Source organism: Bacillus cereus group sp. N11, from assembly GCF_016483605.1.
GTDB classification, from domain to species: Bacteria; Bacillota; Bacilli; order Bacillales; family Bacillaceae_G; genus Bacillus_A; species Bacillus_A toyonensis.
The window spans coordinates 139,980-163,078 of sequence record NZ_JAEHBN010000006.1; the positions used below are offsets into that span (position 1 = coordinate 139,980).

The following is a 23,099-nucleotide window of genomic DNA, read 5'->3' on the forward strand; positions in this document are numbered from 1 at the left end:
TTTCTGCTTGGAAAGCTCCTACATTGCATGAATCTAGTGTACCCAAACTTTAGATTATGTAGAGAAAAGAATCCACTGTAGGGTTTCTTTTCTCATGTTTGAATCATATGATGATAAATATGTTTCCGCATTTCATAATTATCATCAGTGATATATGTAAGGCATCCATATGAAAATACGAGGCTGTTCAAAGGTTTTCCGTACTTTTGGACAGCCTCACCCCGTTAAAAAGACGATACTTTATGTATCGTCTTTTTTGTATAAAAAAACATCCAATCAATTGAGAGATTAATTGGATGTGAAAAAAATTAATAATGTTTTTTTCGTTTTGTAGCTAAAATACTTAACAATCCAGCGAGTAGAAGAACAATACCTACTGTTTGTGTAGGATCTTCTTTATGACCTGTATTTGGAAGGTGTTTATCCGTATTTCGATCATTTTGCGGTTTGTTATCTGTTTTATTCGATGTTTCTTCGGAAGTTCCGTTTTCGTGTTTCTCAGATGTTTCATTGCCTTTGTTTTCTTCTTTATTTGGAGGAGTAACTGGCTTGTCATCTCCACCTGAAGAAGATTCAATTTTTTTATTTGAAACTGTAATTTGTAGTGGCGTAGCTTGGGCTTTATCAATTGTAAAGTTTATTGGTGATGCATCTAATTGATAGCCTTCAGGAGCCTTTGTTTCTACTAATTGATAATTACCAGGTTTCAAATCATTTACGATTACTTTTCCGTGTTGATCTGTTTTTAAACCTTCTCGAATGACTTTTCCATCTTGGTCTAAAATATTGAAAATGGCACCTTCAAGTGTTCCATGGTGATCAATATCAACTTTAGTTAACTCAATTGAACCTGTTGTTAAACTATTTAAGGCTGTAACAGAGGTAACCTGAGATTGTCCTTTCATAATTGTGAAAGGAATTGGTTTAACGTTTAAATCATAGCCAGTTGGAGCTTTCGTTTCAATGAATTGATAATCTCCTGGACGTAAATCAGAAACAGAAATCTTCCCATCTTTATCAGTAGTTAAATCAGAACGAACATCCTTGCCGTCCATATCTACAATTTTAAAGATAGCCCCTTCAAGAGTAGTACCGTCGATGTCATCAACCTTAGTTAATTCAACTGCACCCTTAGTTAAGCTATTTGTAGCAGTAACAGAAGCTTTAGCGGTTTGACTCTTTTCAACAGTAAACTTGATAGGATTTTGATTTAAGTCGTAATGCTTAGGAGCTTTCGTTTCAATGAACTGATAATCTCCCGGACGTAAATCAGAAACAATAATTTTCCCGTTGTTATCGGTAGTTAAGTTAGTATGAACATCATTGTTTTTGTCATCGACGATTTTAAACATAGCGCCCTCAAGAGCAGAACCATCGATATCATCCACTTTAGAAAGTTCGACAGCGCCTTTTGTTAAGCTGTTAGTAGCGGTAACAGAAGCGATTTTTTCTTGACCTTTTTTAACTGTGAACTTAATCGGTGTTTCGTTTAAGTCATAGTGTTCAGGAGCTCTCGTTTCGATAAACTCATAGTCTCCCGGTGGTAAGTTATCAACGACTAAACGGCCATTTTTATCAGTAGTTAAATCGGTACGGACGTCATGCCCATCCTTGTTAACAATTTTAAATACTGCACCTTCAAGTGTTGTGTTTTGCTTGACATCATCAACTTTAATTAACTCCACACTACCTTTCGTTAAGCTATTAATAGCTGTAACGAAGACATGTTTTGTTTGACTTTTTTCGATTGTGAATTTAATTGGTTCTTCATTTAAGTCGTAATGTTTAGGAGCTTTTGTTTCAATAAATTGATAGTCTCCTGGTTGTAGGTCTTTCGCGATGATTTTCCCATCTTTATTTGTAACTAAATTCGTACGAATGTCGTTACCATTCATATCAGTAATTTTAAATACCGCACCTTCAAGTTTTTCTTTCGTATTTACAGAGTCAATTTTTGTTAATTCCACGCCGCCTTTTGTTAGGCCGTTTTTAGCGGTAACAGAAACGTGAGCTAGTTGGCTTTTCTCGATAGTGAAACTGATCGGTGTTTTATTTAAATCGTAATCTTTCGGAGCCTTTGTTTCAATAAACTGATAGTCTCCTGGGCGTAAATGAGAAACAGAAATTTTACCTTCTTGGTTAGTAGTTAAATCAGTGCGAACAACGTTACCTTTCGCATCAATTATGTTAAATACAGCACCAGAAAGTGTTATATCTTGATTTACATCATCTACTTTAATTAATTCTACAGCACCTTTAGTTAAGCTGTTAGTAGCAGTAACTTGCAGTGTTTCTTTTTGGCTTTTCTTAACTGTAAATTTAATTGGTGTTTCGTTTAAGTTATAGTGTTCAGGAGCCTTTGTTTCAATAAACTGATAGTCTCCCGGACGTAAATGAGAAACAGAAATTTTTCCGTGTGCATTTGTTGTAAGATCAGTGTGAACATCGTTACCGTTCATATCAACGATTTTAAATATTGCACCTTTAAGAGCATTGCCATCAACGTCATCCAATTTAGAAAGCTCTACAGCGCCTTTTGTTAAGCCATTGGTAGCTGTAACAGAGATAGGGTCTGCTTGGCTCTTTGTGATTGTGAATGGAATTGGCTCTTTGTTTAAATCATAGTGTTTCGGAGCCGTTGTCTCGATGAATTGATAATCACCAGGACGTAGGTCAGAAACGCTAATTTTACCTTGTTGATTCGTAACAAGATTTTTGTGAATTACAGTGCCATTCATATCCACAATTTTAAATACTGCGCCTTCAAGAGTAGTGCCATCGACGTCATCCACTTTAGAAAGTTCCACGCCGCCTTTTGTTAAACTATTTTTCATAGTAACGGTAGCAATATCTTTTTGGCTTTTTTCAATTGTAAATATAATTGGTTTTTTGTCTAAATCATAGTGTTCAGGAGCCGTTATTTCAACGAATTGATACGTACCAGGGCGTAAGTTTTCGATAACGATTTTACCTTCACTGTTTGTTTTTAAATCTGTTTTAAGTACTTTGCCATCTTGATCTAGTAAATTAAATACCGCATCGGCAAGTTTTGTTTGAGTGTTTAAATCATCAACTTTAAGTAATTCGATACTACCTTGTTTTAAGCTATTTGTAGCAGTTAACGAAATAGCTTTGTTCTGTCCTTTTTCAATAGTGAATTTGATTGGTGTTTCATCTAAAACATAATGCTTAGGAGCTTTCGTTTCGATGAATTGGTAATCACCAGGACGTAGGTCGTTAATTTCGATTATTCCTTGTTCATTTGTAACAAGGTCTTTATGAACTACATCACCGTTCATATTAACAATTTTAAATGCTGCATCTTTAAGAACAGTGCCATCAACATCATCTACTTTAGAAAGTTTAACTGCACCCTTTGTTAAAGTATTTGTAGCAGTGACATGAAGAGTTTCAGTTTGGCTCTTTTTAATTGTAAATACGATAGGTTTTTTATTTAAATCGTAATGCTTTGGAGCTGTCATCTCAACGAATTGATACGTACCAGGACGAAGGTTTTCAACAACAATTTTACCTTCATCATTTGTTTTTAAGCCTTCTTCAACTAGCTCTCCGTCTGCATCTAATAAATTAAATACGGCGTTAGCAAGTTTTGTATTTATATCAATATCGTCAATCTTTGTTAGTTCAACGCTACCTTTTTTCAAAGCATTTTTGCCTGTAACATTGATCTCTTTCGTTTGACTTCTTTCAATTGTAAATGGAATCGTTGTTTCATCTAATACATAGTGCTCAGGAGCTTTTGTTTCAATGAACTGATAGTCTCCAGGGCGTAAATCAGAAACAGAAATTTTTCCGTTTTTATCTGTAACAAGATTCGTATGAACTTCCTTACCATTCATATCAACAATCTTAAAGATTGCACCTTCGAGCATCGTACGATCGATGTCATCGATTTTTGTTAATGTTACTGCACCTTTCTTTAAACTGTTAGTAGCAGTAACAGTAATATTCTCTTTTTGACTTTTTTCGATAGTGAATGGAATAGGGTCTTTGCTTAAGATATAGTCTTTTGGAGCTTTTACTTCAATAAATTGATAATCTCCAGGACGTAAATCAGAAGCAGTAACTTTACCTTGTTTATCAGTCGTTAAACCTGTACGAATTACCTTTGTAGTATCATGAGCGTCAACAATTATAAATTCTGCACCTTCAAGAGTAGTGCCATCAACATCATCAACTTTAGTTAAAGTGACGCCACCTGTAAGTAAACTATTTTTTACAGTAACAGGGATAGGAAGATTTTCTTTGCTACCTTTTTTAATTGTGAACTTAATAGGTTTTTTGTCTAACTTATAATGTTCAGGAGCTTCTGTTTCAATAAATTGGTAATCACCTGGTGCTAAATCTGGAATAACTAGTACTCCATAATCATCTGTTTTTAAATCTTTCATAATTTCGTTGCCAGTTGCGTCTTGTAATGTGAATACCGCGCCAGCAAGAGCTATACTGCTTTCCACATCATCTTCTTTAATTAGTTTAACTTTCCCTTTCGTCAAACTATTTTTAAATATAAGTGGAATTAGCTTTTGTTGCCCTTTTTCGATTGTAAATTCAATTGGTTCTACATTTACATCGTAATAAGTAGGGGCCTTTGTTTCGATTAGTTTATAGTTACCAGGGCGTAAGTCGTCCACCACTAACTTTCCATCACTATTCGTAACAAGGTCTTTATGAATTACCTTTGTATCATCATTTGCATCTACAATTTTAAATACTGCACCTTCGAGTGTTTCCTTTTCATCTGCAGCGTTAACTTTTGTTAGCTCGATACCGCCTTTTGTTAAGCTGTTTTTAGCAGTAACGTTAATAGCAGTTGCTTGGCTTTCCTTAATTGTAAATTCAATCGGTTTTTTATTTAAGTCGTAATGCTCAGGAGCTTTCGTTTCGATAAATTTATAGTTACCTGGACGTAAACCAGTAGCAATAATTTTACCTTCTTGATTCGTAACTAATTCTGTACGGACATCTTCATTTTTGTTATTAACAATTTTGAAAACGGCACCTGTAAGTGCAGTGCCATCAACATCATCGACTTTTGTTAGTTCAACATCGCCTGGTAATAGACTATTTTCAGCTGTAATAACAATCGATGTTTTTTGACCTTTTTCAATTGTAAATTCAATTGGTGTTGATCGCAGTTCATAATGTTCAGGAGCTTTCGTTTCAATAAATTTATATTTGCCTGGACGTAAGTCAGAAGCTTTAATAGTTCCGTTTGTATCGGTAGTTAAATCCATACGAACGTCTTCATTCTTTTCATTAACAATTTTGAACATAGCTCCAGCAAGAGGAGTCTTTTTATCAAATTCGTCGACTTTTACTAACTCAACGGCACCAGTTGTTAAACTGTTTTTAGCAGTAATTGGAATGATACTTGTTTGACTTTTCTCGATTGTAAACGGAATTGGTTCTTTATTTAAGTCATAGTATTTAGGTGGTGTTGTTTCAATAAATCGATACTCACCAGGCTCTAAATCTTTAATGGATAAGGTTCCATCTTTTTCCGTTTTTAAGTTTGTACGCACGTCTTCGTTTTTGTCGTTTACAATTTTGAATACCGCACCTTCAAGGGTAGTACCATCAACATCATCAATTTTTGTTAAAGTCACGCCACCTTTAATTAAAGTGTTTTTTGCTTTAACAGAAGCTGCTGTAGTTTGGCTTTTTTCTATTTCAAATAGGATAGGTGTTTTGTCTAATTCATAATGCTCAGGAGCTTTTGTTTCGACAAATTGGTATTTACCAGGACGTAAATCTTTTGCTTCGATTTGTCCATGTTCATTTGTTGTTAATTTCTCATATCCAGTAATATTTTTTCCGTTGCGATCTTGAACAGTAAACTCTGCCCCTGCTAAAGTTTTATTATGATTATCAACTTTTGTTAAAAGAGCAGATCCTTTAGTTAAACTATTTGTCGCAGTTCGGTTTACTATTGTTGTTTGATCTTCAGAGATAGTAAAGCGAATTAGTTTGCTATCTAGTTGATAATGCTCAGGAGCCTTCGTTTCTTGTAAGTAGTAAGTTCCTGGCTTTAGTTTATCTACAATAATTTGTCCGTTATTATTTGTTGTTAATTCTTTGTGTTCTGAAATTACTTTTTTGTCTTTATCAAGTAGTGTGAAAACGGCACCTTGCAGTGTTACGTTTTTATTCAGGTCATCAGATTTTGTTAAAACTACTTTCCCGACAAATTTCTTATTTGCAAGTGTATATGTTGTAGTCTCTTGTGTACCAAGTTCAACGATTTTCCCTTGTTTTAAATCCCAGCTAATTACATAGCCTTCAGGAGCTTTTGTTTCTTTTAATAAATATTTATCGCGTTTTAAGTTATTAAATTTAGCAATCCCGTCTTTGTCTGTTGTGATTTTACGGATAACAGTTTTCCCTGTACGATCGTATAAAGTAAATTCTGCCCCGGCCAATGGTGCGTTCTTATTGTCATTATCTACCTTTATAATTTCAAGGTTCCCACGACCTTTAGTAGCAGATCCTCCGCCCGAACCAGAAGACATTCGTACTTCAATCGTTTCGGTAGTTTCTGTATTTGTTACTGTTAACTTATTGCCTGCGATTTTCGCTTTATTACTTACTTTTTCTTTATCGTCTGCATTAATAAGTGAACGATATTCTAAAATATAAGCTCGATCAATTTTTTTCAAGAAGGCAATTTCGAAATGTTGCTTTCCTGTATTATTGTCTGTTGTGATCTTTAACTTATAGTCTGTTCCTTGTTTTAATTCATTTGCTGTATCTTTTGTTAAATTTCCATATGGATCGACAGTTGTAGGATATAAGTGGAATGAATCGTCCACAAGTACCTGATTGTCTGTTGGATCGTCTGTTACAACTGCGTCTGCAATGGTTGATTGGCTTTCGTTAATTGCAATACTCCAATTAATATAGTTGTCATCTTGTACAGCTTTTTTTGTGACAAAGCTATCACCTTTATTTACTTGAGCATCACCTTTAAGAGTGTTAACAATTTTAGAGCCATCTTTTAACTCTGCCTCGTTTTTGTAGGTACCTTGGATAAGCTCACCATCAAGACTTGTTTTAAAGATAATATAATAAGGTGAATTAATTGATTGTTTGAAATGAACCTTTAGGGTGTTTTTATTTTTATCTGTAGGCTCTTCAAGTTCATATTGCTCAGTCGGTACAGCATTACCAGGTTTTGCGTTATCCGGACTTCCATTTAAAATCATGTCGCGCACTTCGATGGATCCTGGTACTAACTTTTGTTTATCTTGTATTACGTCTATAACATAAGGATCTTTAATCTCAACGTTATTATAATTAAAGCCTATTATCCAAGTGATTTCTTTTGTTTGAGCGTTATAAGAACCGTATTTATACCCATTCGCCTTTGTGAAAGCATCAGGATCAAAATTAGCTGCATCTTTATTTGATTGTTTGTTGGAATCTGCATCTATCCAAGATATGTTACCTGTATTTTTAAAGGAAGTTTTACCACTTTCCAATTTTGTATAGTCAAAGTCTGTTGTATATTTTACAACTAATGTCTTTGTCATATTAGACTGATATGTACCTATAAGGGTAATGTTGAAACCTTTATCCGTCACATCTAAAACATAGTCAGTCCCAGCTTGAAGAGTATAATCTCCGTCTTTAATTTCTAATTTCTTATCTTTTAATTGCAATCCACCATGATCAAAGGTATCCGTAATGATCGCGTTGTTTAATGGATAGTTGTTATTATTTACTATAATTGTCCAAGTTGTTGTTTTGTCTTTATAGTTTGTTTCAGCTTTATTATTAGATTTAATAATATTTTGCTGCTTGAAGCCGGCTTCATTTTCTTTACTTGAACCATTATCAGCTGTAACTGTATTTTTTACTTTTCCATCTGTTATGACGTTACCAGTTGGCTTTGTTTTATAGGTAATTACATAAGCACTATTAATATCCTCATTAAACTGTAGGTCGAATCCATTTTTCTTTTTACTTACAGTGTAATTAGTAACAGCGTCTCCTGTTACAAGCTTTCCTTTATCATCATATGAAGCATTTTTCACGACAATAGAATTTTCATCTAGTACATGTGCAGCGTCAAAAACATCTTTTAAAATTGCATCTGTTTTTTTGATATCTCTTTGATCACCATTGTAAGTAATTGTCCATTCAATCATTTGCGTCTTTGGATCATATTTACTCGTTTTGTTTAAATGTGTACCACGAGAAACCGTTACAGTAGAGCTTGCGTTTTGTTGCTTTTGATTATCACTCGTTATCGTAACGTTATTTTGGAAATTTTCAACATTTTCATCAGTAATTTTTGTGGTATATTCGATTTGGTATGCTTTATCGATGTTATCTTTAAAAGCAATCTCTAATTTTGAACCATCTGATGAAGTGATTTTGTAATCTGCTGGATCAGCTTCTGCACCACGTGTTGCGTTCCCATTAACATCAACTTCTAAATAATAAACTTTAATAGAATCTTTATTTAAGCTTGTACCTTGTGGGATGTTATCTTTAAAAATAGCGTTTTTAAGCTTATCTTTCGTTTTATTCATCTCTACTGTCCAATTAATTTCATTTGTATTAATTGGCCTATCAGGTAACCCTTTTTTATTCGTAGCTGTTTGGACATTAGGCTTAAAGTCAACTGTAATAGAAACATCTTTATCTTTAATTGGGAAAGGAATTTCTTGTGTTGTTGTACCTTTAATTTCAGCTTTATTAAATTCTGTCTTTAATTGTAGGTTACCGACAAGATCTGGATGTTCTTCAACATAATCGTTGAATGTCATTGTGACCTTTCCCTCTTTTGTAACAGTAAAGTTCCCAATTGTGTTACTTTCGCTATCGTATAAAGGACTGTTAATTGTATTGTAAATCTTAAAATGTTTAGGAAGATCAAAAATATAGTAATCTCCACTTTTGACATTCATTGATTTTAAAAGTTCCCATGTAAACTCAATGTTGGCAGGGGAATCTGTACTTGGACGGTTATCCTCTGTAAATGGTTTTCCGTCTTTGTCCGTTAACTTTACACCTGTTAAAATGTTTGTTGTTATTTGCTTTGGACCTGAATTTGTATTCTCAGCAGGGTTGCTTGCTAGTTTTTGTTCTGGGTTGTCAGTGGCTTGCGTAGCTGCTGGATTTTGTTCCGGATTGTCAGTAACAGGTTTAGTTGCTGGATCTTGCTCCGGATTGTCAGTAACAGGTTTAGCTGCTGGATTTTGTTCCGGATTGTCAGTAACAGGTTTAGTTGCTGGATTTTGCTCTGGATTGTCAGTAACAGGTTTAGCTGTTGGATTTTGCTCCGGATTACCAGTAACAGGTTTAGCTACTGGATCTTGCGCTTGTTTATTAGTATCCTGTTTGGTTACATCTTCTTTAGAATCTTCTACTTGAACAGGAACTGAAATAGGATGAAGCATTGTTCCTAGAGGAAAAGCAATTTGAACTGATTTTTCTCCAGTTGTTAAAGTTGGGTTAAATACAGTATCAAGTTTAATTTTTCCTTTAGCACCTTTTGAAGTTTCTACTTGATCATTAAATAGTAGCTTTAATTTATTATCTTTAGCTGTTATAAAATATTGACCAATATTTTTTTGGTCTGCTACTAAATCCCCTTGCAAATCTTTAGATACTTTCAATGCAAGTGGTATTTGAAGTACTGCTGTCTCGTTTGCATGTACAACTTGTTTATCTTTTATTGACCAAGCGTATTCAACTTGAATGGTTGATCCTATCTTTATTAAGTTGTTAGGATTTTTTGCTTCGTCAATAATATGATTAGTTGCATCTTTCATTTCAACAGTGTCAAATAATGAATCCCCTGTTAAGGTTTCCGCTCTTACTTGATTGTATGGAAAACTAGCAAGCTGCGAAAATAGTACGAATACAGTTAAACATATATTGAAAAGTTTTTTCATTGTTCCTCCTCTGTACATTCCTTTGTCCATTGGGGACTTATTCCACATGAACAAATGGAATATTAAAAGTATTTGTTATAAGCGATTTGTTTTTGCTATCCCTCCATTTCTATACGCGTTCTCCGACAAAAAAGATGAATTCAATGTAGTGTTATTTAACGTAAAACAAAATGTATATTTACGCATTTCTATGGAAATATACACAATTCGACAAAAAATGTCGAAAAAAATACTGATATAAAAATGATATCAGACCTTTATAGGTGAGAGTTTTCATGTGAATCTAATAAAAAGAATGGTTATAAAGGTAAGTTTTACGATACATGCTAACCAAAGTAATGTATCCCTTTGTGAAGGCTTGCTTTTGCCTTAAGTTTATGTGGAAATAAAAATCTAGATAGGGTTGATTTTGGTCAGAATGAAGAAAATATATACTTTGAAAATAGTCATCTATTTTGCCTAAAAAGAGTTTTACGATTAGTGGACCGAAGTGGAAATTCGATTGTTTCTTACATTGTTAGAGGAATATAAGGATTACATAATATTCGACTAATCCGTTACTGCGGTCATTTTTGAAACTGTTTTAAATAATAAAAAAGAAGGTACGTTACTTCTTAGCGACAATATCTTTTTAGTAAAGATAAGCCTAAATAACCTCCGCTAAAGATTATATACTTAAATGATAAAGAGTTCAACAATACTTCATATATTTTCCAAAAATGAAAAAACGACTGTTTTATGTAGAATCAATCTACAAAACAGTCGTTTTTTCGTATTATATTTCTGTTAAAATTATCGGCTCACCACGTGTTACGACAACTGTATGTTCACATTGTGCAACAAGGCTTTTGTCAGGAGTAACGAATGTCCAACCGTCATCACCGCGTTCGATAATATGATCAGCTTTCATAGAGATAAATGGCTCTACAGCGATAACAAGACCGTCTTTTAGAAGCGCACTATCCATTGGATCATAATAGCTTAAAATGTGGTTTGGTGCTTCATGTAAACTAAGACCGATACCATGACCAGTTAAGTTTTGAATAACATTGTATCCACTTTTATGTGCGAAGTTTGAAACCGCACGACCAATTTGATTTTGTTTTGAACCAGCTTTAACTTTTTTCATTGCTGCCCAAAATGCGTCAACAGCTGCTTGGCAAAGTTTTTCTTTTTCTTCGTCTTTCCCAAGTACAAATGAGATACCCGTATCTGCATAATAACCATCAAGTGCGGCAGATACGTCGACGTTTACTAAGTCGCCTTCTTTTAATACACGATCTCCTGGAATGCCGTGAGCAACTTCTTCATTTACACTAATGCAAGTTACACCAGGGAAAGCATATTCTTTTTCAGGTGCAGAAATAGCACCATGCTCATCTAATACTTTTTTACCGATCAAATCAAGCTCTTTCGTTGTCATACCTGGCTTCGCTTCTTTTTTCATTTCTTCACGTGCAAGCGCAACGATGCGGCCGATTTTTCGTAAGCTTTCTAAATCCTGTTCATTACGAATAATCATGAAAACCACTGTCCTTCCTCGAATATATATCTTACCCGATTGTATCATGTTTATTTTCGTCCTGCTACTCGCTTGCGGTATGCGGGTTGATTCCTCACACAAAGAATACATGACAATTGTCATATCGATGTCATGACGCATCATACTGTTTCCTAACTTTTCCAAGGAATACAATGTAAATATAAGAAACAGCGGGGGTGGAGAGATGGAAAAGGTTATTGAGATAAATGGTGTTTCTAAAACATTTAAACATAAAAACGCAGTAAGTAACGTTTCATTTCACGTGGATAAAGGGGAAATAGTAGCATTACTTGGACCAAATGGTGCGGGGAAGACGACGATGATTTCGATGATGCTTGGATTAAAAGATCCTACAGAAGGGACAGTTTCTATATTTGGAAAGAGTCCAAAGCATAGAGGCGTTCGTAATAGCCTTGGGGCAATGTTACAAGAAGTAAGTGTGATTGATAGCATTACAGTGGAAGAGGCAATTGAGCTATTCCGCAGTTATTATACAAACCCGGTAGCGAAAGAAACATTACTACAGTTATCAAATTTGGAATCAGAGCGAAAGCAAAGATGTGAAAAGTTATCAGGTGGGCAAAAAAGAAGATTAAATTTTGCACTCGCACTTGCGGGAAATCCAGATTTGTTATTTTTAGATGAGCCGACAGTTGGAATGGATATTACGTCTCGAAGAACGTTTTGGGAAACGATTAAAAAGTTAGCAAGTGAAGGGAAAACGATTATTTTAACAACACATTATTTAGAGGAAGCAGATGCGTTGGCGAATCGTATTTTATTGTTTGCGAACGGAAAGATTATCGCAGATGGCACACCGGATGAGATGAAAGCGACGATTTCTCGAAAAACCATCTCGTTTTATTCTAAAGAAAAAATCCCTAAGAGTTTACTAAAGGAATTACCGCATGTAACAGAAGTACAGTCAAATGAAGGGCGCTTCACTTTAACGACGGAAGATACAGATGCCACTCTACAAGCAATTTATCAGAAGAATCTACCTGTAACAAATGTTTCTGTTGAACGTGGAAGTCTCGATGAAGCATTTGAACAGTTTGTCGCAAATCAAAAGGGGGAAATTGCATGAAAGCTTTATGGGTGCAATGCAAAATAGAAATTTTACGTACGTTCCGTAATAAATTATTTATCTTTTTCTCATTATTAATGCCAGTTATGTTTTACTACATTTTCACAAATGTTGTGCAAGTGCCACAAAACGGAGATGCGTGGAAAGCACATTATTTAATTTCTATGGCGACTTTTAGTATTGTAGGGACTGCACTTTTTAGTTTTGGTGTGAGACTTTCTCAGGAAAGAGGGCAAGGTTGGACACATCTTCTAAAAATTACACCGCTTCCTGAAGGGGCGTATTTAACAGCAAAAATTATCGCTCAAACAGTAGTAAATGCTTTTTCAATCTTAGTTATTTTTATGGCAGGGATATTAATTAATCATGTTGAGTTAACGGTAGGACAATGGATTGGTGCTGGATTATGGTTATTGTTAGGTGTGACACCATTTTTAGCACTCGGAACAGTAATAGGTTCCATTAAGAAGGCGGATGCAGCTGCTGGTCTAGCAAATATTTTAAATATGAGTTTAGCTGTAATTGGCGGGTTATGGATGCCGATTGAAGTATTCCCGAAAATATTAAGAACGATTGGTGAATGGACACCGACATATCATTTTGGAAGCGGTGCGTGGGATATTGTAGCTGGAAAATCAATTGGATGGGAAAATATCGCGGTATTAGGAGGTTATTTCCTTATATTTGTTGTAGTATCAATATATATAAGAAAAAGACAGGAAGCGGTATAAATGATAGAGAAGAAGAGGATTGAGGTTTTTCCGAAACATATGGGATTTTTTCCGTATATGTGGCTCGTATATTTGTTATTTCCAATTTATAATTTAACACAAGTATCAGGATGGAAACTTGTAATGGGGATCGGTATGTTGATAGTCTTCATTATCACATACCGTCAACTTTATTTTGTTCAGAAGACGTTTGTTTTGTGGGCGTTTATTCAAATGATATTAACCTTTTTATTTGCCATATTTTATAATCCTTTCATGATATTCTTTGGCTTTTTCACGGCAAGTGCGATGGGCTTTGCGCCAAGTAAGAAAGCATTTCGAGTGCTACTATGTCTGTTAGTTGTAATGCTCGGAGCATTTGTATTTGTAAATATGAATCAACTAACACCGGCAAATTTAGTAAATATCGTTCCGATGTTTATTTTAATGCTTCTTACGCCATTTGGTATGCGTAATTTTAATCAGAAAAAGATGTTAAAGAACCAATTAAACGAAGCGAATGAGCAAATTAAAGATTTAGTAAAACGTGAGGAACGGCAGCGAATTGCACGGGATCTTCATGACACGTTAGGTCATACGTTATCTCTTATTACGTTAAAAAGCCAGCTTGTTGAGAAGTTAATCGTAAAAAATCCAGAGCGTGCAAGTGTGGAAGCAAAGGAAATTACACAAACATCTCGTACCGCTTTAAAACAGCTGAGGGAATTAATTTCTGATATGCGCATGATTACAGTAGAAGAAGAGCTTGAGCAAATAAAAGCGATCTTACAAGCTGCTAATATTGAATTAGAAATAGAACAAGAAGCGAGTGCAAGTTCGTTATCACCGATTGAACAAAATATTTTAGGAATGTGTTTACGTGAGGCTGTGACGAATGTTGTAAAACATAGTAAGGCGACGCAGTGTACAGTTTCTGTATTAGAATCACAAGGTGAGCTGATTTTGAAAGTAGAAGATAACGGAATTGGTTTAGAGGATCAAAGCAATGATGGAAATGGTATTCGCGGTATGAAAGAGCGAATTGCTCTTATTGATGGATTTGTTGAACTAAATACGATACATCCAGGGACGCTATTAAAAGTAAAAGTACCAGTTGTCATTAGAACAGGAAAAGATGAGGTGAGGGTATGATTCGAATTATTATTGCGGAAGATCAACGGATGCTTCGTGGTGCATTAGGAGCCCTACTTGATTTAGAAGATGATATGGAAGTGATTGGGCAAGCTGCGAACGGGGAAGAGGCGTTAAAATTAATTGAATCGTTAAAGCCAGATGTAAGTATTATGGATATTGAAATGCCGATTCAAAGTGGATTGGATGTCGCTGAGACTTTAAAGAAAGAAAAATCATCATGCAAAGTAATGATTTTAACAACATTTGCAAGACCTGGTTATTTTGAACGAGCAATGAAAGCTGGTGTGCACGGATATTTGTTAAAAGATAGCCCAAGTGAAGATTTAGCCGCAGCGATTCGTAATGTAATGAAGGGAAAACGAGAAGTTTCTCAAGATTTAATGTTTGGTTTATGGCAGGAGCAAAATCCGTTGTCAGATCGTGAAAAAGAAGTATTGTTACTTGCTAAAGAAGGAAAGACTGCAAATGAAATTGCGAAAACACTTTATCTTTCACCGGGCACAGTACGTAATTATATTTCTGAAGTGTTAACGAAGCTCGACGCGAAAAATAGAATTGAGGCAATTACAATTGCGGAAGAAAAGGGATGGATATGAAAAGAAGTTTACCGTTCGTAGGTAAACTTCTTTTTTATTATTATACTTCTATTACTCTATTTATTTTTTGTAATGGTTTATAACCATGTGCTTCAAATGCTTTTGCAAATTCATTTGATACGGCATTTCCGTATAAATCTTTTGCAGCTTGTACGATGTGGGATTGGAGTGATTCAAAATCTTCAGCTGAAGTTGCGTAATTTTGCAATGTACGCATAACAACTTTACTTACTTTTTCGTTGCCTTGTTTTTGAACAGCAACATTGTTATATGTTTTACCTTCAGCTAATTGATATAATACGTGGCTGATGATACCAGAATTTACGTGAGACTCTTGATCATTTCCATCGTTATAAAAATCTTGTAAGTTTGTATATAATTTATGACCACCGTCACCAATTTCTCCCGGGATGTCACGGATTGTTAGGCCACCTAGTGTATCACCCATAATCCAGTTTCCCTTATCTTTCTTTACATAATATTCGATTTGCGTGCCCCAAAAATCTGCTAATCCCTCGTTTAACGCAGATGTTTCAGCGCTTGGATATCTCACAATTTTATTCTTTGTCGTACCGCTGAATACAGCATGTCCAAATTCATGGGCTGTTACATCAAGGGCTGAAGTGAGCTTTCCGTTTAAACCATCACCAAATACCATTTGATTCCAAGCAGGGTGCCAAAATGCATTTACATAATCTTCTTTTACACCATCACTAACTTCAGTAGAATCAAAACCGTGTACACTAGCAATAACTTTTGAATCTTTATTATCGTAACTTTTTAGATTATGCTCTTTTTTGAAGTAGTCATAAATATCACTCATATTCTTCATAGCACCCGCTGCTTCTTTATCTGCAAAGTTAGGAGTGCTACTTGAAACTAGTGTCCCTGGATAACCAGCTTGACTATATCCGCCGAGAGAGTCCGCATAGTTTGCATTATAAATATATATGCCAGTTCCGCGTGATAGATCAGCTAAATAAAATTTTCCGTCAGTCCCTTTGGCGATATTGAAAGAGATGCTTTCTTGAAGTGCATTTTTCCCGGTTCCTTGCTCATTTGTGGGGGATAGTCTAGGTGATGTTACTTGATTTATAGTTTTATTCTCTTTATTTTTAATGAATTTTTCTTGGAAGAGTACCTCGCCAGTTTTTAAATCAAGGATTGCATTACCGTTTATAATTTGTTCATTATTTTCGTAAGTAAAGGTAATAACAGTTGCAAATGTGTAATATCCATCTTTTTTCTTATAAACAACGGTTTCGTTGGAGAATTCTGTCTCAGTCGCATCGTTTGGAATTTGAAGTATATCGCGTAATTTAGATTTTACTTCATTTTTCGACAAAAAATTTGTTATAGTAAGATTAGGTTGTTGGTCTAAATTTTGGACAACTTTACCACTAACAGTTGTAATTACTCCATTTTTATCTACGTTTACAATAAGATCTTGGCCATATACTTTATATTTTTTGTAAGTTTGTGCAAGGCGAACTTCGGTTTGATTTTCTTTTGTTTCTTTATTTGTAGGTTGAAAATCAACATTTTTTTCAGTTGTAACTTGCTCTTGTTGAGCTTTAGCCCCGTTTACCTCACCTTTTAAATATTTTTTAGCAATATTCTCTTTCGTATCATTTTGAGGTTCTGTTAATTTTCCGATTGTTAAACCAGGCTGAGCAATTTCAACTTTCACTTCATTTTTGTTTAATTCTTGGGCACGAATAGCTTCTGTGGATAAAGGACAAAGGAGACCGAATGTAACGAATGCACTAGCAAGTTTTCTATAATTCATCTATAACACTCCTAATCTATTGTATGTGAGATGAATTGTATGAAACATTTGCCAGATTTTATATATATTATGCATTATTTCATATCAAAAATTGTCGAATTCACATTATTGTAGTGGTATGACAACTCAAAAAATTAGATTGTTATAATGGGATGGTGAGTAAGTATGCACGCAGAAAAATTAGGAATTGAAATTAAGAAAATTAGGGCGATGAGAGGATTAACACAAAAACAGTTATCCGAGAACATATGTCATCAATCAGAAGTGAGTAGAATTGAATCGGGTGCGGTATACCCAAGTATGGATATATTGCAAGGTATAGCAGCAAAATTACAAGTTCCCATTATTCATTTTTATGAGGTACTCATTTATTCTGATATTGAGAGGAATAAGCAGTTAAAAGATCGAATTATTATGCTTTGTAAGCAAAAAAAATATAAAGAAATTTATAATAGGGTATGGAATGAACTGAAAAAGGAAGAATATCATCCCGAGCTTCAGCAATTTCTTCAATGGCAATATCATGTAGCAGCTTACGTATTGAAAAAAATTGATTACGAATATTGTATTTTAGAATTAAAGAAATTGCTCAATCAACAATTGGCAGGAATAGATGTATATCAGAATCTTTATATTGAAAACGCAATTGCAAACATTTATGCTGAAAATGGCTATTTGAAGAAGGCTATTGAGTTATTTGAAAATATATTAAAACAGTTAGAGACATTGCATGATAATAAAGAATTTGATGTAAAGGTGAGACATAATCATGCAAAAGCATTATACTCAGATAATCAATACGAAGAAGCGCTTTGCCACGCAAATAAAGCTATTGAACTATCGTGTCAAATTAATAGTATGACATTGATTGGACAGCTATACTTTCGAAAAGGTGAATGCCTAGCAAAGCTAGGATGTGATAGAGCAGAAATTGAAGATGCTTACGAAAAAGCATGCTTCTTTTTTGATATGTTAGGAAACCATGCATTAAAAGAATCACTTATAAAAAAAATGAAAAAATAAAAAAGACCTAAAAAACAAATATGCATAATTGCATAAAATGTGGATAAATTTTCATGATATATTTAAAGAAAAAATGCAGGTGATGGAATATGAAGAAACTGCTTATTGGTAGTCTATTAACGTTAGCGATGGCATGGGGTATTTCATTAGGAGATATAGCATTAGAGGAAAGCCAAATAATTTCTCATAATGATCAAGAGGTACAATTAGCTCAAGAGGTACCTTATGAGTACTAAAAAACAACCGTCTTACTTAGGCGGTTGTTTTTTTATGGAGTAACATCCAAACGTCTTTACTAGAAACAGGTTTGCTAATAAAGAATCCTTGAATGTGGTCACAGTTTTGTTCATATAGAAATTTCCATTGTTCTTCTGTTTCTACACCTTCTGCAATAACTTCTAAATTTAATTCTTTTGATAGTGTAATAATGGAAGAGATAATTGCTTCCTCTAAAGGACTTGTTGTAATTCCACAAATAAATTCTCGAGCAATTTTTAATGTGTTGATTGGGTATTTTGTTAAATAAGCTAAAGAACTATAACCAGTTCCAAAGTCATCTATTGAAATTTGAATACCGAGATTTTGAAGCTGTTCTAGCTTTGCAATTACAGATTGATTTTGATTAATAGCGATACTTTCCGTAATTTCAATATCTAGTGCTTCTGGTTTTAACTGTGTTTCTTCTAACACTTTTGAAATAGTTGAGATTAAATTTGCATGGTTAAATTGAACAACAGATAAATTCACACCAACTTTTAAGTGGGAAAATCCTTGTTTATGCCACTTTCTTGCTTCCAAGCAAGCTGTGCGTAAAATCCAATTGCCTAGTTCAATAATAAAACCTGTTTCCTCTGCTAGAGGGATAAATTGGGCAGGAGATACGATGCCTAGTTTTGGATGCTTCCAACGAATTAACGCTTCAAAACCGATAATTTGTTTTGTTTTTGTGCTTACTTGTGGTTGGTATTCAAGGAAAAATTCATTTTGTTGTAATGCTTTTGAAAGTTCGCCTTCTAAGAATTGAATCTCATTTTGCGCAATACTTATTTCTTTTGAGAAGAAAACAAATCGATTTTTTCCATTTGCTTTCGCGCGATACATAGCCATATCAGCATTTTTCATTAATTCGGTTACATCATTTCCATAATCAGGATACATTGCGATGCCGATGCTTGGTGTAATAGATAGTTCTTCATCTTTAATGAAGAATGGCTTGTTTAAGATGGTTAAAATCTGTTCAGCTATAAAAGTAGCACTTTTTTCTGAGTACATATCTGGTAATAGGATTGTAAATTCATCTCCGCCTTGACGGGCAACGATATCCTTTGAACGCAAACATCCGCGTAATCTTTTTGCTACTTCAATTAATAATAAATCTCCGACATCATGACCGAGTCGATCGTTAATTTTTTTAAATCGATCTAAGTCGAGGAACATGACGGCAATATCATTTGCACTAGTTTGAGCTGTATTTAAAATAGCCTTTAAATCTTTTTCGAATTTGCGGCGATTTGGTAATCCAGTAAGTGCATCATGAAAAGCCAAATGTTCTACTTGTTTTTGTTTTTCATATAAAGTTGTAATATCACGCGCTATCCCAAACATCCCAACAACTTCTTTATTTATAAAGGTAGGGATGAGTGTAATGTGAAGGTAATAGTAATAGCCTTCTTTTTCTTTCGTACGAACCTCTAAAGTTTGTGGCCTACCTTCTTTTGTTATTTGTAACGCCCTTTTTAGTAAATCATGATCTTTTGGATCAATAAAGTGCAGAAGGGAATAGCTTGCTACTTCACAATAGTAAGCAGTAAATAAGCTTTCACAAGCTGTATTAGATTGCTGAAAAATACCATGCATATTTAAAGAGAAAACGGCATCAGGATGATCTTCAAATAAAGATTTATAACGTTGTTCACTTTTTGATAACGCAGAAGCACCTTCTTCAACTTCACCCTCTAGTTGTGTAGTCAACTGTTCGTACGTATCAATTAATGCTTGATTATCTTTCCACATGTAAAGTTGTCGCAAGAATAACAAGATGAGTGATAATACGAGACCAATTAACATGAATTTATCGTCCCAAGGTTGAATGATAATAAAGGAAAAAGTAATGATTATACTAAAATAAGGTAATATAAAGCGTACATAATCAAATCGATAATATTTCGTTTTTGTTTCATGTTGTATTGGTTTATCTAAAATATATAGTATAGAAGATAAACCGATTAATAAAATTGAAGCGGTATGTATTAAATAAGAGACTTCAGAAGAAGTTTCCATTCCTTTGTTTAACTGGAACAGGTGTATATATCCATACACGAGTATGATAGTAAAGCCGATAATTAATGAGATTCTACTAGAAGAATATTGTTCTCTTCTATATAAGCTAATAACGGCATAAATTACTAATGATTGTGCAATAAAGTAGCTAATTAAAATCCACGTATCCGTTGTTAGCATGCGGAAACTTGAAATGTCCAAAATAAAGGTTAAGGTAAAATAAATATTCATAATAATGATAAAGATGCTATCGAATGAAAACTGTGCAAGGCCCCTAATAGAGTAATGTTTTATGAACTTTATAGCAAAGCCAGAAAAGAGCAAAACATATTGTATGATAAAAAAGGGTAATGCTCTATATGAGAATATAACTTGTTCATATATAGAAAGTGAATGAAGAAATAAAGTTATCTCCATAGTCAATCCACATAGGCAAGTGCACAGTATTAAAACCCAAAATAGTTTGTCACCGCGCTTCATCTTCTTAATTGCTTTATATAAGCAATTACAAGAAAAGAATGTAGCAAAACAAAATAAGAAGAGAATTCCAATTTCTTTTATATGTAAGTCCTTAGGAATAAGGAATATCCAAAGAGAAAATACAATTATATACATCATGACAAATTGTACATATTTTTTTTGATTAATCATATGATGACTCCGTTTCAATAAAGTTGAATCGCAGGATGAAAATGCTAATTTAAATAATATCATATAAAATAGGAACTTTTTTACTATAAGAATTACTTTTTGAAAAAAACAACGCAACATGACAATTTACCATTGTAATGTTGCGCCATTTATTCTTTTGATTCCTTTTATAGAAGAAAGCTCACTTATTAATTGTAACATTGCTAAATCTTTCTGTTTACTTTCAATCATAATATCAAAATTATAATTAATTTTTTTTGCAATGTGTAAAAAGGGCTTAATAAATTCTAAATTAATATAATCTGCATGAGCCCTAAATTCTTTTTCTGATTTAGGAGAGGAAATATGAACTTTAGGTGGGATATTTGTATGTGACCAAGTTTCAAAAATTGCAGGAAGTAATTCTTCTAGTGATTCTTCGCAAAGATTAGCCATGTGATGATGATAATCAAATACGAAAGGGATCTTTTCTTTTTGGCAAATTGATAAAGTTTCAGCAGTTGTATATGTTTTATCATCATTTTCTAGAGTCATTTGTTTTTTTATATGTGCAGGAAGTTTTTTTATGTTTTCATGGAAGCGTCCAACTGCTGCTTCTTTATTTCCGTAGGCACCACCTACATGAATGTTAATGTAAGAAGAATCTGCAATTCCTATCGCATGTAATACTTTATAATGATAGGTCATATCCGTAACTGCATTAGTTGTAATATGCGGCTTATCGCTTGTGAATAATGTAAATTGATTTGGGTGAAAACTTACTCGTAAATTGTGCTCTTGAATTAACGACCCTATTTTACGCCAAAGCGGCATGAATGCTCCAATATAATCAAATTCAACTTCAGGGTGTGTTGCAAGTGGAACGATGGAAGAAGAAAGACGATATAATGGGATTTCATGTGCGATATTGTAATGAAGGATACGTATTGTATGTTCTAAATTTTGCCTTGTAACATCGTATAGTTTATCCTCTCGCTCTTGTTTATTGAGTTTTTTAAAAGTTGTAAATGTCATCGTTTTAGCAGGAGAACAGTCCCACAATGCCATTGCATGTGAGACGTATCCAAACCGCATAATCATAAGGAATACACCTCTTTTATTCATCACCTTTCTTATAAGAAGAAAGCAAGTATCGTTCCTATCCATTCCTTTCCTCTATCTATAAGGGAAAGCGGGCTGACATCGTCATAGGAAAGTAATGACGCATTTTTTAAATCTTCATGGAATTTATTTTTTACCACCTGTATGAAGTGCCTATCATATAAGAGGCAGTTGATTTCATGGTTACTATATAAACTTCTCATATCAAAGTTTGCAGTTCCAACATCGCAAATATCATCGTCCACTATAATAACTTTAGCGTGAAAAAAACCTTGTTGAAATGCGTAAATATTGCAACCAGCCCGTATTAACTTTCGGCAGTACGGGAATTTCGCTTCTCGAACGAGGGCATGATCAGCCTTTTCTGGAACGAGAATTGTTATTTGGACCCCTCTTTCTCGTGCTTTTAATAGAGCGTTCATAATTTTTTTGCCAGGAATGAAATATGGTGTACCGATAAAAAGTTCCTTTTTCGCACTTTTAATTAAATGTAAAAAGGTATGTTGTAAATAGGCACCATCGGTTGGAATGAATTGATGTAGGATGGTACCAGGTTCCTGTTTCGGAAAATAAAGAGGAGCATCCAATAAATTTTGGTTCGTATCATCCAACCAGTCATGTAAAAATTGTTTTTGTAAATCTTGAACGCCTTCTCCTGTAAGACGTAAATGATAGTCTCGCCATAATCCTAATTGCTCATTATGTCCCAAATATTCCTCGCCGATATTAAATCCCCCAATATAACTAATTTTCCCGTCAATCACTGTAATTTTTCTATGATTGCGTTGATTGGCAGAAAAGAAAGGGAAAGGGAATCTGACTTTATGACAAAAAGAAAAAGAGACACCATGTTTTTGTAGGGAACGAATTGCTTCATTTGATAAATAATGGCTACCAAATCGATCAAGTAACAGTCTTACTTCAATGCCTTCTTTTGCCTTATCAATAAGTAACTTTAAAAATTCACGACTGATCTTATCATTTTTTACAATGAAGAATAAAACGTGAATGTGGTGCTGGGCTTGTTTTATATCAGTAAATAAAGCATCGTATAAATCTTTCCCATATGTATAAAGGTGAAAATCACTTTGACGTAAAGGGAAAGTACGGGAACGCACACGTTTTAAATGAAGAAGTCTCCCATATGAAAGGTCAATTGTGATCCAAAGAGTAACGCATATGAATAAGAGAGAGAAATAGAACATGAGTGAAGTCCCTCCTTTGCATTCTTTTCACCT

At 34.1% G+C, this 23,099-nt stretch carries 12 protein-coding genes; 6 read left to right on the forward strand and 6 right to left on the reverse strand.

The window, feature by feature from the left end:
- Positions 1–308 precede the first annotated feature (308 nt).
- Together JDS98_RS12045 and map are read right to left on the reverse strand one after the other, a co-directional pair.
- Positions 309–9,926 (reverse strand): SpaA isopeptide-forming pilin-related protein, encoded by a 9,618-nt coding sequence (locus tag JDS98_RS12045; protein ID WP_199633911.1) that lies wholly within the window; start codon positions 9,924–9,926, stop codon positions 309–311.
- Positions 9,927–10,701: 775 nt separating this feature from the next.
- Entirely contained in the window at positions 10,702–11,496 is a 795-nt protein-coding gene (gene map / locus JDS98_RS12050; RefSeq protein WP_199633912.1) for a type I methionyl aminopeptidase, read from the reverse strand.
- Positions 11,497–11,653: 157 nt separating this feature from the next.
- Between map and JDS98_RS12055 the strand changes: the two genes are divergently transcribed.
- The 4 genes from JDS98_RS12055 to JDS98_RS12070 are packed head-to-tail and all read left to right on the forward strand — an operon-like array spanning position 11,654 to position 15,017.
- Positions 11,654–12,556 carry an ABC transporter ATP-binding protein gene (locus JDS98_RS12055; RefSeq protein ID WP_097958198.1) on the forward strand — a complete coding sequence of 301 codons (903 nt, stop codon included), beginning with the start codon at positions 11,654–11,656 and terminating at the stop codon, positions 12,554–12,556.
- The gene (locus JDS98_RS12060; RefSeq protein ID WP_199633913.1) at positions 12,553–13,287 is read left to right on the forward strand and encodes an ABC transporter permease; all 735 of its coding nucleotides are present in this window, start codon (positions 12,553–12,555) and stop codon (positions 13,285–13,287) included. Before JDS98_RS12055 ends, JDS98_RS12060 begins: the two co-directional genes overlap by 4 nt.
- Positions 13,288–14,418, forward strand: a complete 1,131-nt coding sequence (locus JDS98_RS12065) for a sensor histidine kinase (protein ID WP_097958199.1) — start codon at positions 13,288–13,290, stop codon at positions 14,416–14,418. It abuts the gene before it with no gap.
- Positions 14,415–15,017: a response regulator transcription factor gene (locus tag JDS98_RS12070; protein ID WP_000619274.1), complete on the forward strand. Its 603-nt coding sequence runs from the start codon at positions 14,415–14,417 to the stop codon at positions 15,015–15,017. Before JDS98_RS12065 ends, JDS98_RS12070 begins: the two co-directional genes overlap by 4 nt.
- Before the next feature lie 40 nt (positions 15,018–15,057).
- On the opposite strand, the gene JDS98_RS12075 is transcribed toward JDS98_RS12070, so the two are convergent.
- Positions 15,058–16,806 (reverse strand): M4 family metallopeptidase, encoded by a 1,749-nt coding sequence (locus tag JDS98_RS12075; protein WP_199633914.1) that lies wholly within the window; start codon positions 16,804–16,806, stop codon positions 15,058–15,060.
- 165 nt (positions 16,807–16,971) lie between these two features.
- Here JDS98_RS12075 and JDS98_RS12080 point away from each other — a divergent pair, with 165 nt between their 5' ends.
- Entirely contained in the window at positions 16,972–17,829 is an 858-nt protein-coding gene (locus JDS98_RS12080) for a helix-turn-helix domain-containing protein (RefSeq protein ID WP_097958203.1), read from the forward strand.
- A gap of 89 nt (positions 17,830–17,918) precedes the next feature.
- Positions 17,919–18,065 carry a quorum-sensing peptide PapR gene (gene papR, locus JDS98_RS12085; RefSeq protein WP_087971147.1) on the forward strand — a complete coding sequence of 49 codons (147 nt, stop codon included), beginning with the start codon at positions 17,919–17,921 and terminating at the stop codon, positions 18,063–18,065.
- A 16-nt stretch (positions 18,066–18,081) separates the two neighbouring features.
- On the opposite strand, the gene JDS98_RS12090 is transcribed toward papR, so the two are convergent.
- From JDS98_RS12090 to cls, 3 genes are all read right to left on the reverse strand, one after another.
- Positions 18,082–20,760 carry a DUF4084 domain-containing protein gene (locus JDS98_RS12090; protein ID WP_097958204.1) on the reverse strand — a complete coding sequence of 893 codons (2,679 nt, stop codon included), beginning with the start codon at positions 20,758–20,760 and terminating at the stop codon, positions 18,082–18,084.
- A gap of 126 nt (positions 20,761–20,886) precedes the next feature.
- Positions 20,887–21,840 (reverse strand): UV DNA damage repair endonuclease UvsE, encoded by a 954-nt coding sequence (uvsE, locus tag JDS98_RS12095; RefSeq protein ID WP_140154198.1) that lies wholly within the window; start codon positions 21,838–21,840, stop codon positions 20,887–20,889.
- A 32-nt stretch (positions 21,841–21,872) separates the two neighbouring features.
- Entirely contained in the window at positions 21,873–23,066 is a 1,194-nt protein-coding gene (gene cls / locus JDS98_RS12100) for a cardiolipin synthase (protein ID WP_000499186.1), read from the reverse strand.
- Positions 23,067–23,099: the final 33 nt, after the last annotated feature.

What these genes read in the sequence shown, in the direction of transcription:
- JDS98_RS12075 (WP_199633914.1), bottom strand. Translation starts at nt 16,806, where the DNA reads ATGAATTATAGAAAACTTGCTAGTGCATTCGTTACATTCGGTCTCCTT.
- JDS98_RS12045 (WP_199633911.1), bottom strand. Translation starts at nt 9,926, where the DNA reads ATGAAAAAACTTTTCAATATATGTTTAACTGTATTCGTACTATTTTCG.
- JDS98_RS12055 (WP_097958198.1), top strand. Translation starts at nt 11,654, where the DNA reads ATGGAAAAGGTTATTGAGATAAATGGTGTTTCTAAAACATTTAAACAT.
- JDS98_RS12090 (WP_097958204.1), bottom strand. Translation starts at nt 20,760, where the DNA reads ATGATTAATCAAAAAAAATATGTACAATTTGTCATGATGTATATAATT.
- JDS98_RS12065 (WP_097958199.1), top strand. Translation starts at nt 13,288, where the DNA reads ATGATAGAGAAGAAGAGGATTGAGGTTTTTCCGAAACATATGGGATTT.
- uvsE (WP_140154198.1), bottom strand. Translation starts at nt 21,840, where the DNA reads ATGATTATGCGGTTTGGATACGTCTCACATGCAATGGCATTGTGGGAC.
- JDS98_RS12060 (WP_199633913.1), top strand. Translation starts at nt 12,553, where the DNA reads ATGAAAGCTTTATGGGTGCAATGCAAAATAGAAATTTTACGTACGTTC.
- JDS98_RS12080 (WP_097958203.1), top strand. Translation starts at nt 16,972, where the DNA reads ATGCACGCAGAAAAATTAGGAATTGAAATTAAGAAAATTAGGGCGATG.
- cls (WP_000499186.1), bottom strand. Translation starts at nt 23,066, where the DNA reads ATGTTCTATTTCTCTCTCTTATTCATATGCGTTACTCTTTGGATCACA.
- JDS98_RS12070 (WP_000619274.1), top strand. Translation starts at nt 14,415, where the DNA reads ATGATTCGAATTATTATTGCGGAAGATCAACGGATGCTTCGTGGTGCA.
- map (WP_199633912.1), bottom strand. Translation starts at nt 11,496, where the DNA reads ATGATACAATCGGGTAAGATATATATTCGAGGAAGGACAGTGGTTTTC.
- papR (WP_087971147.1), top strand. Translation starts at nt 17,919, where the DNA reads ATGAAGAAACTGCTTATTGGTAGTCTATTAACGTTAGCGATGGCATGG.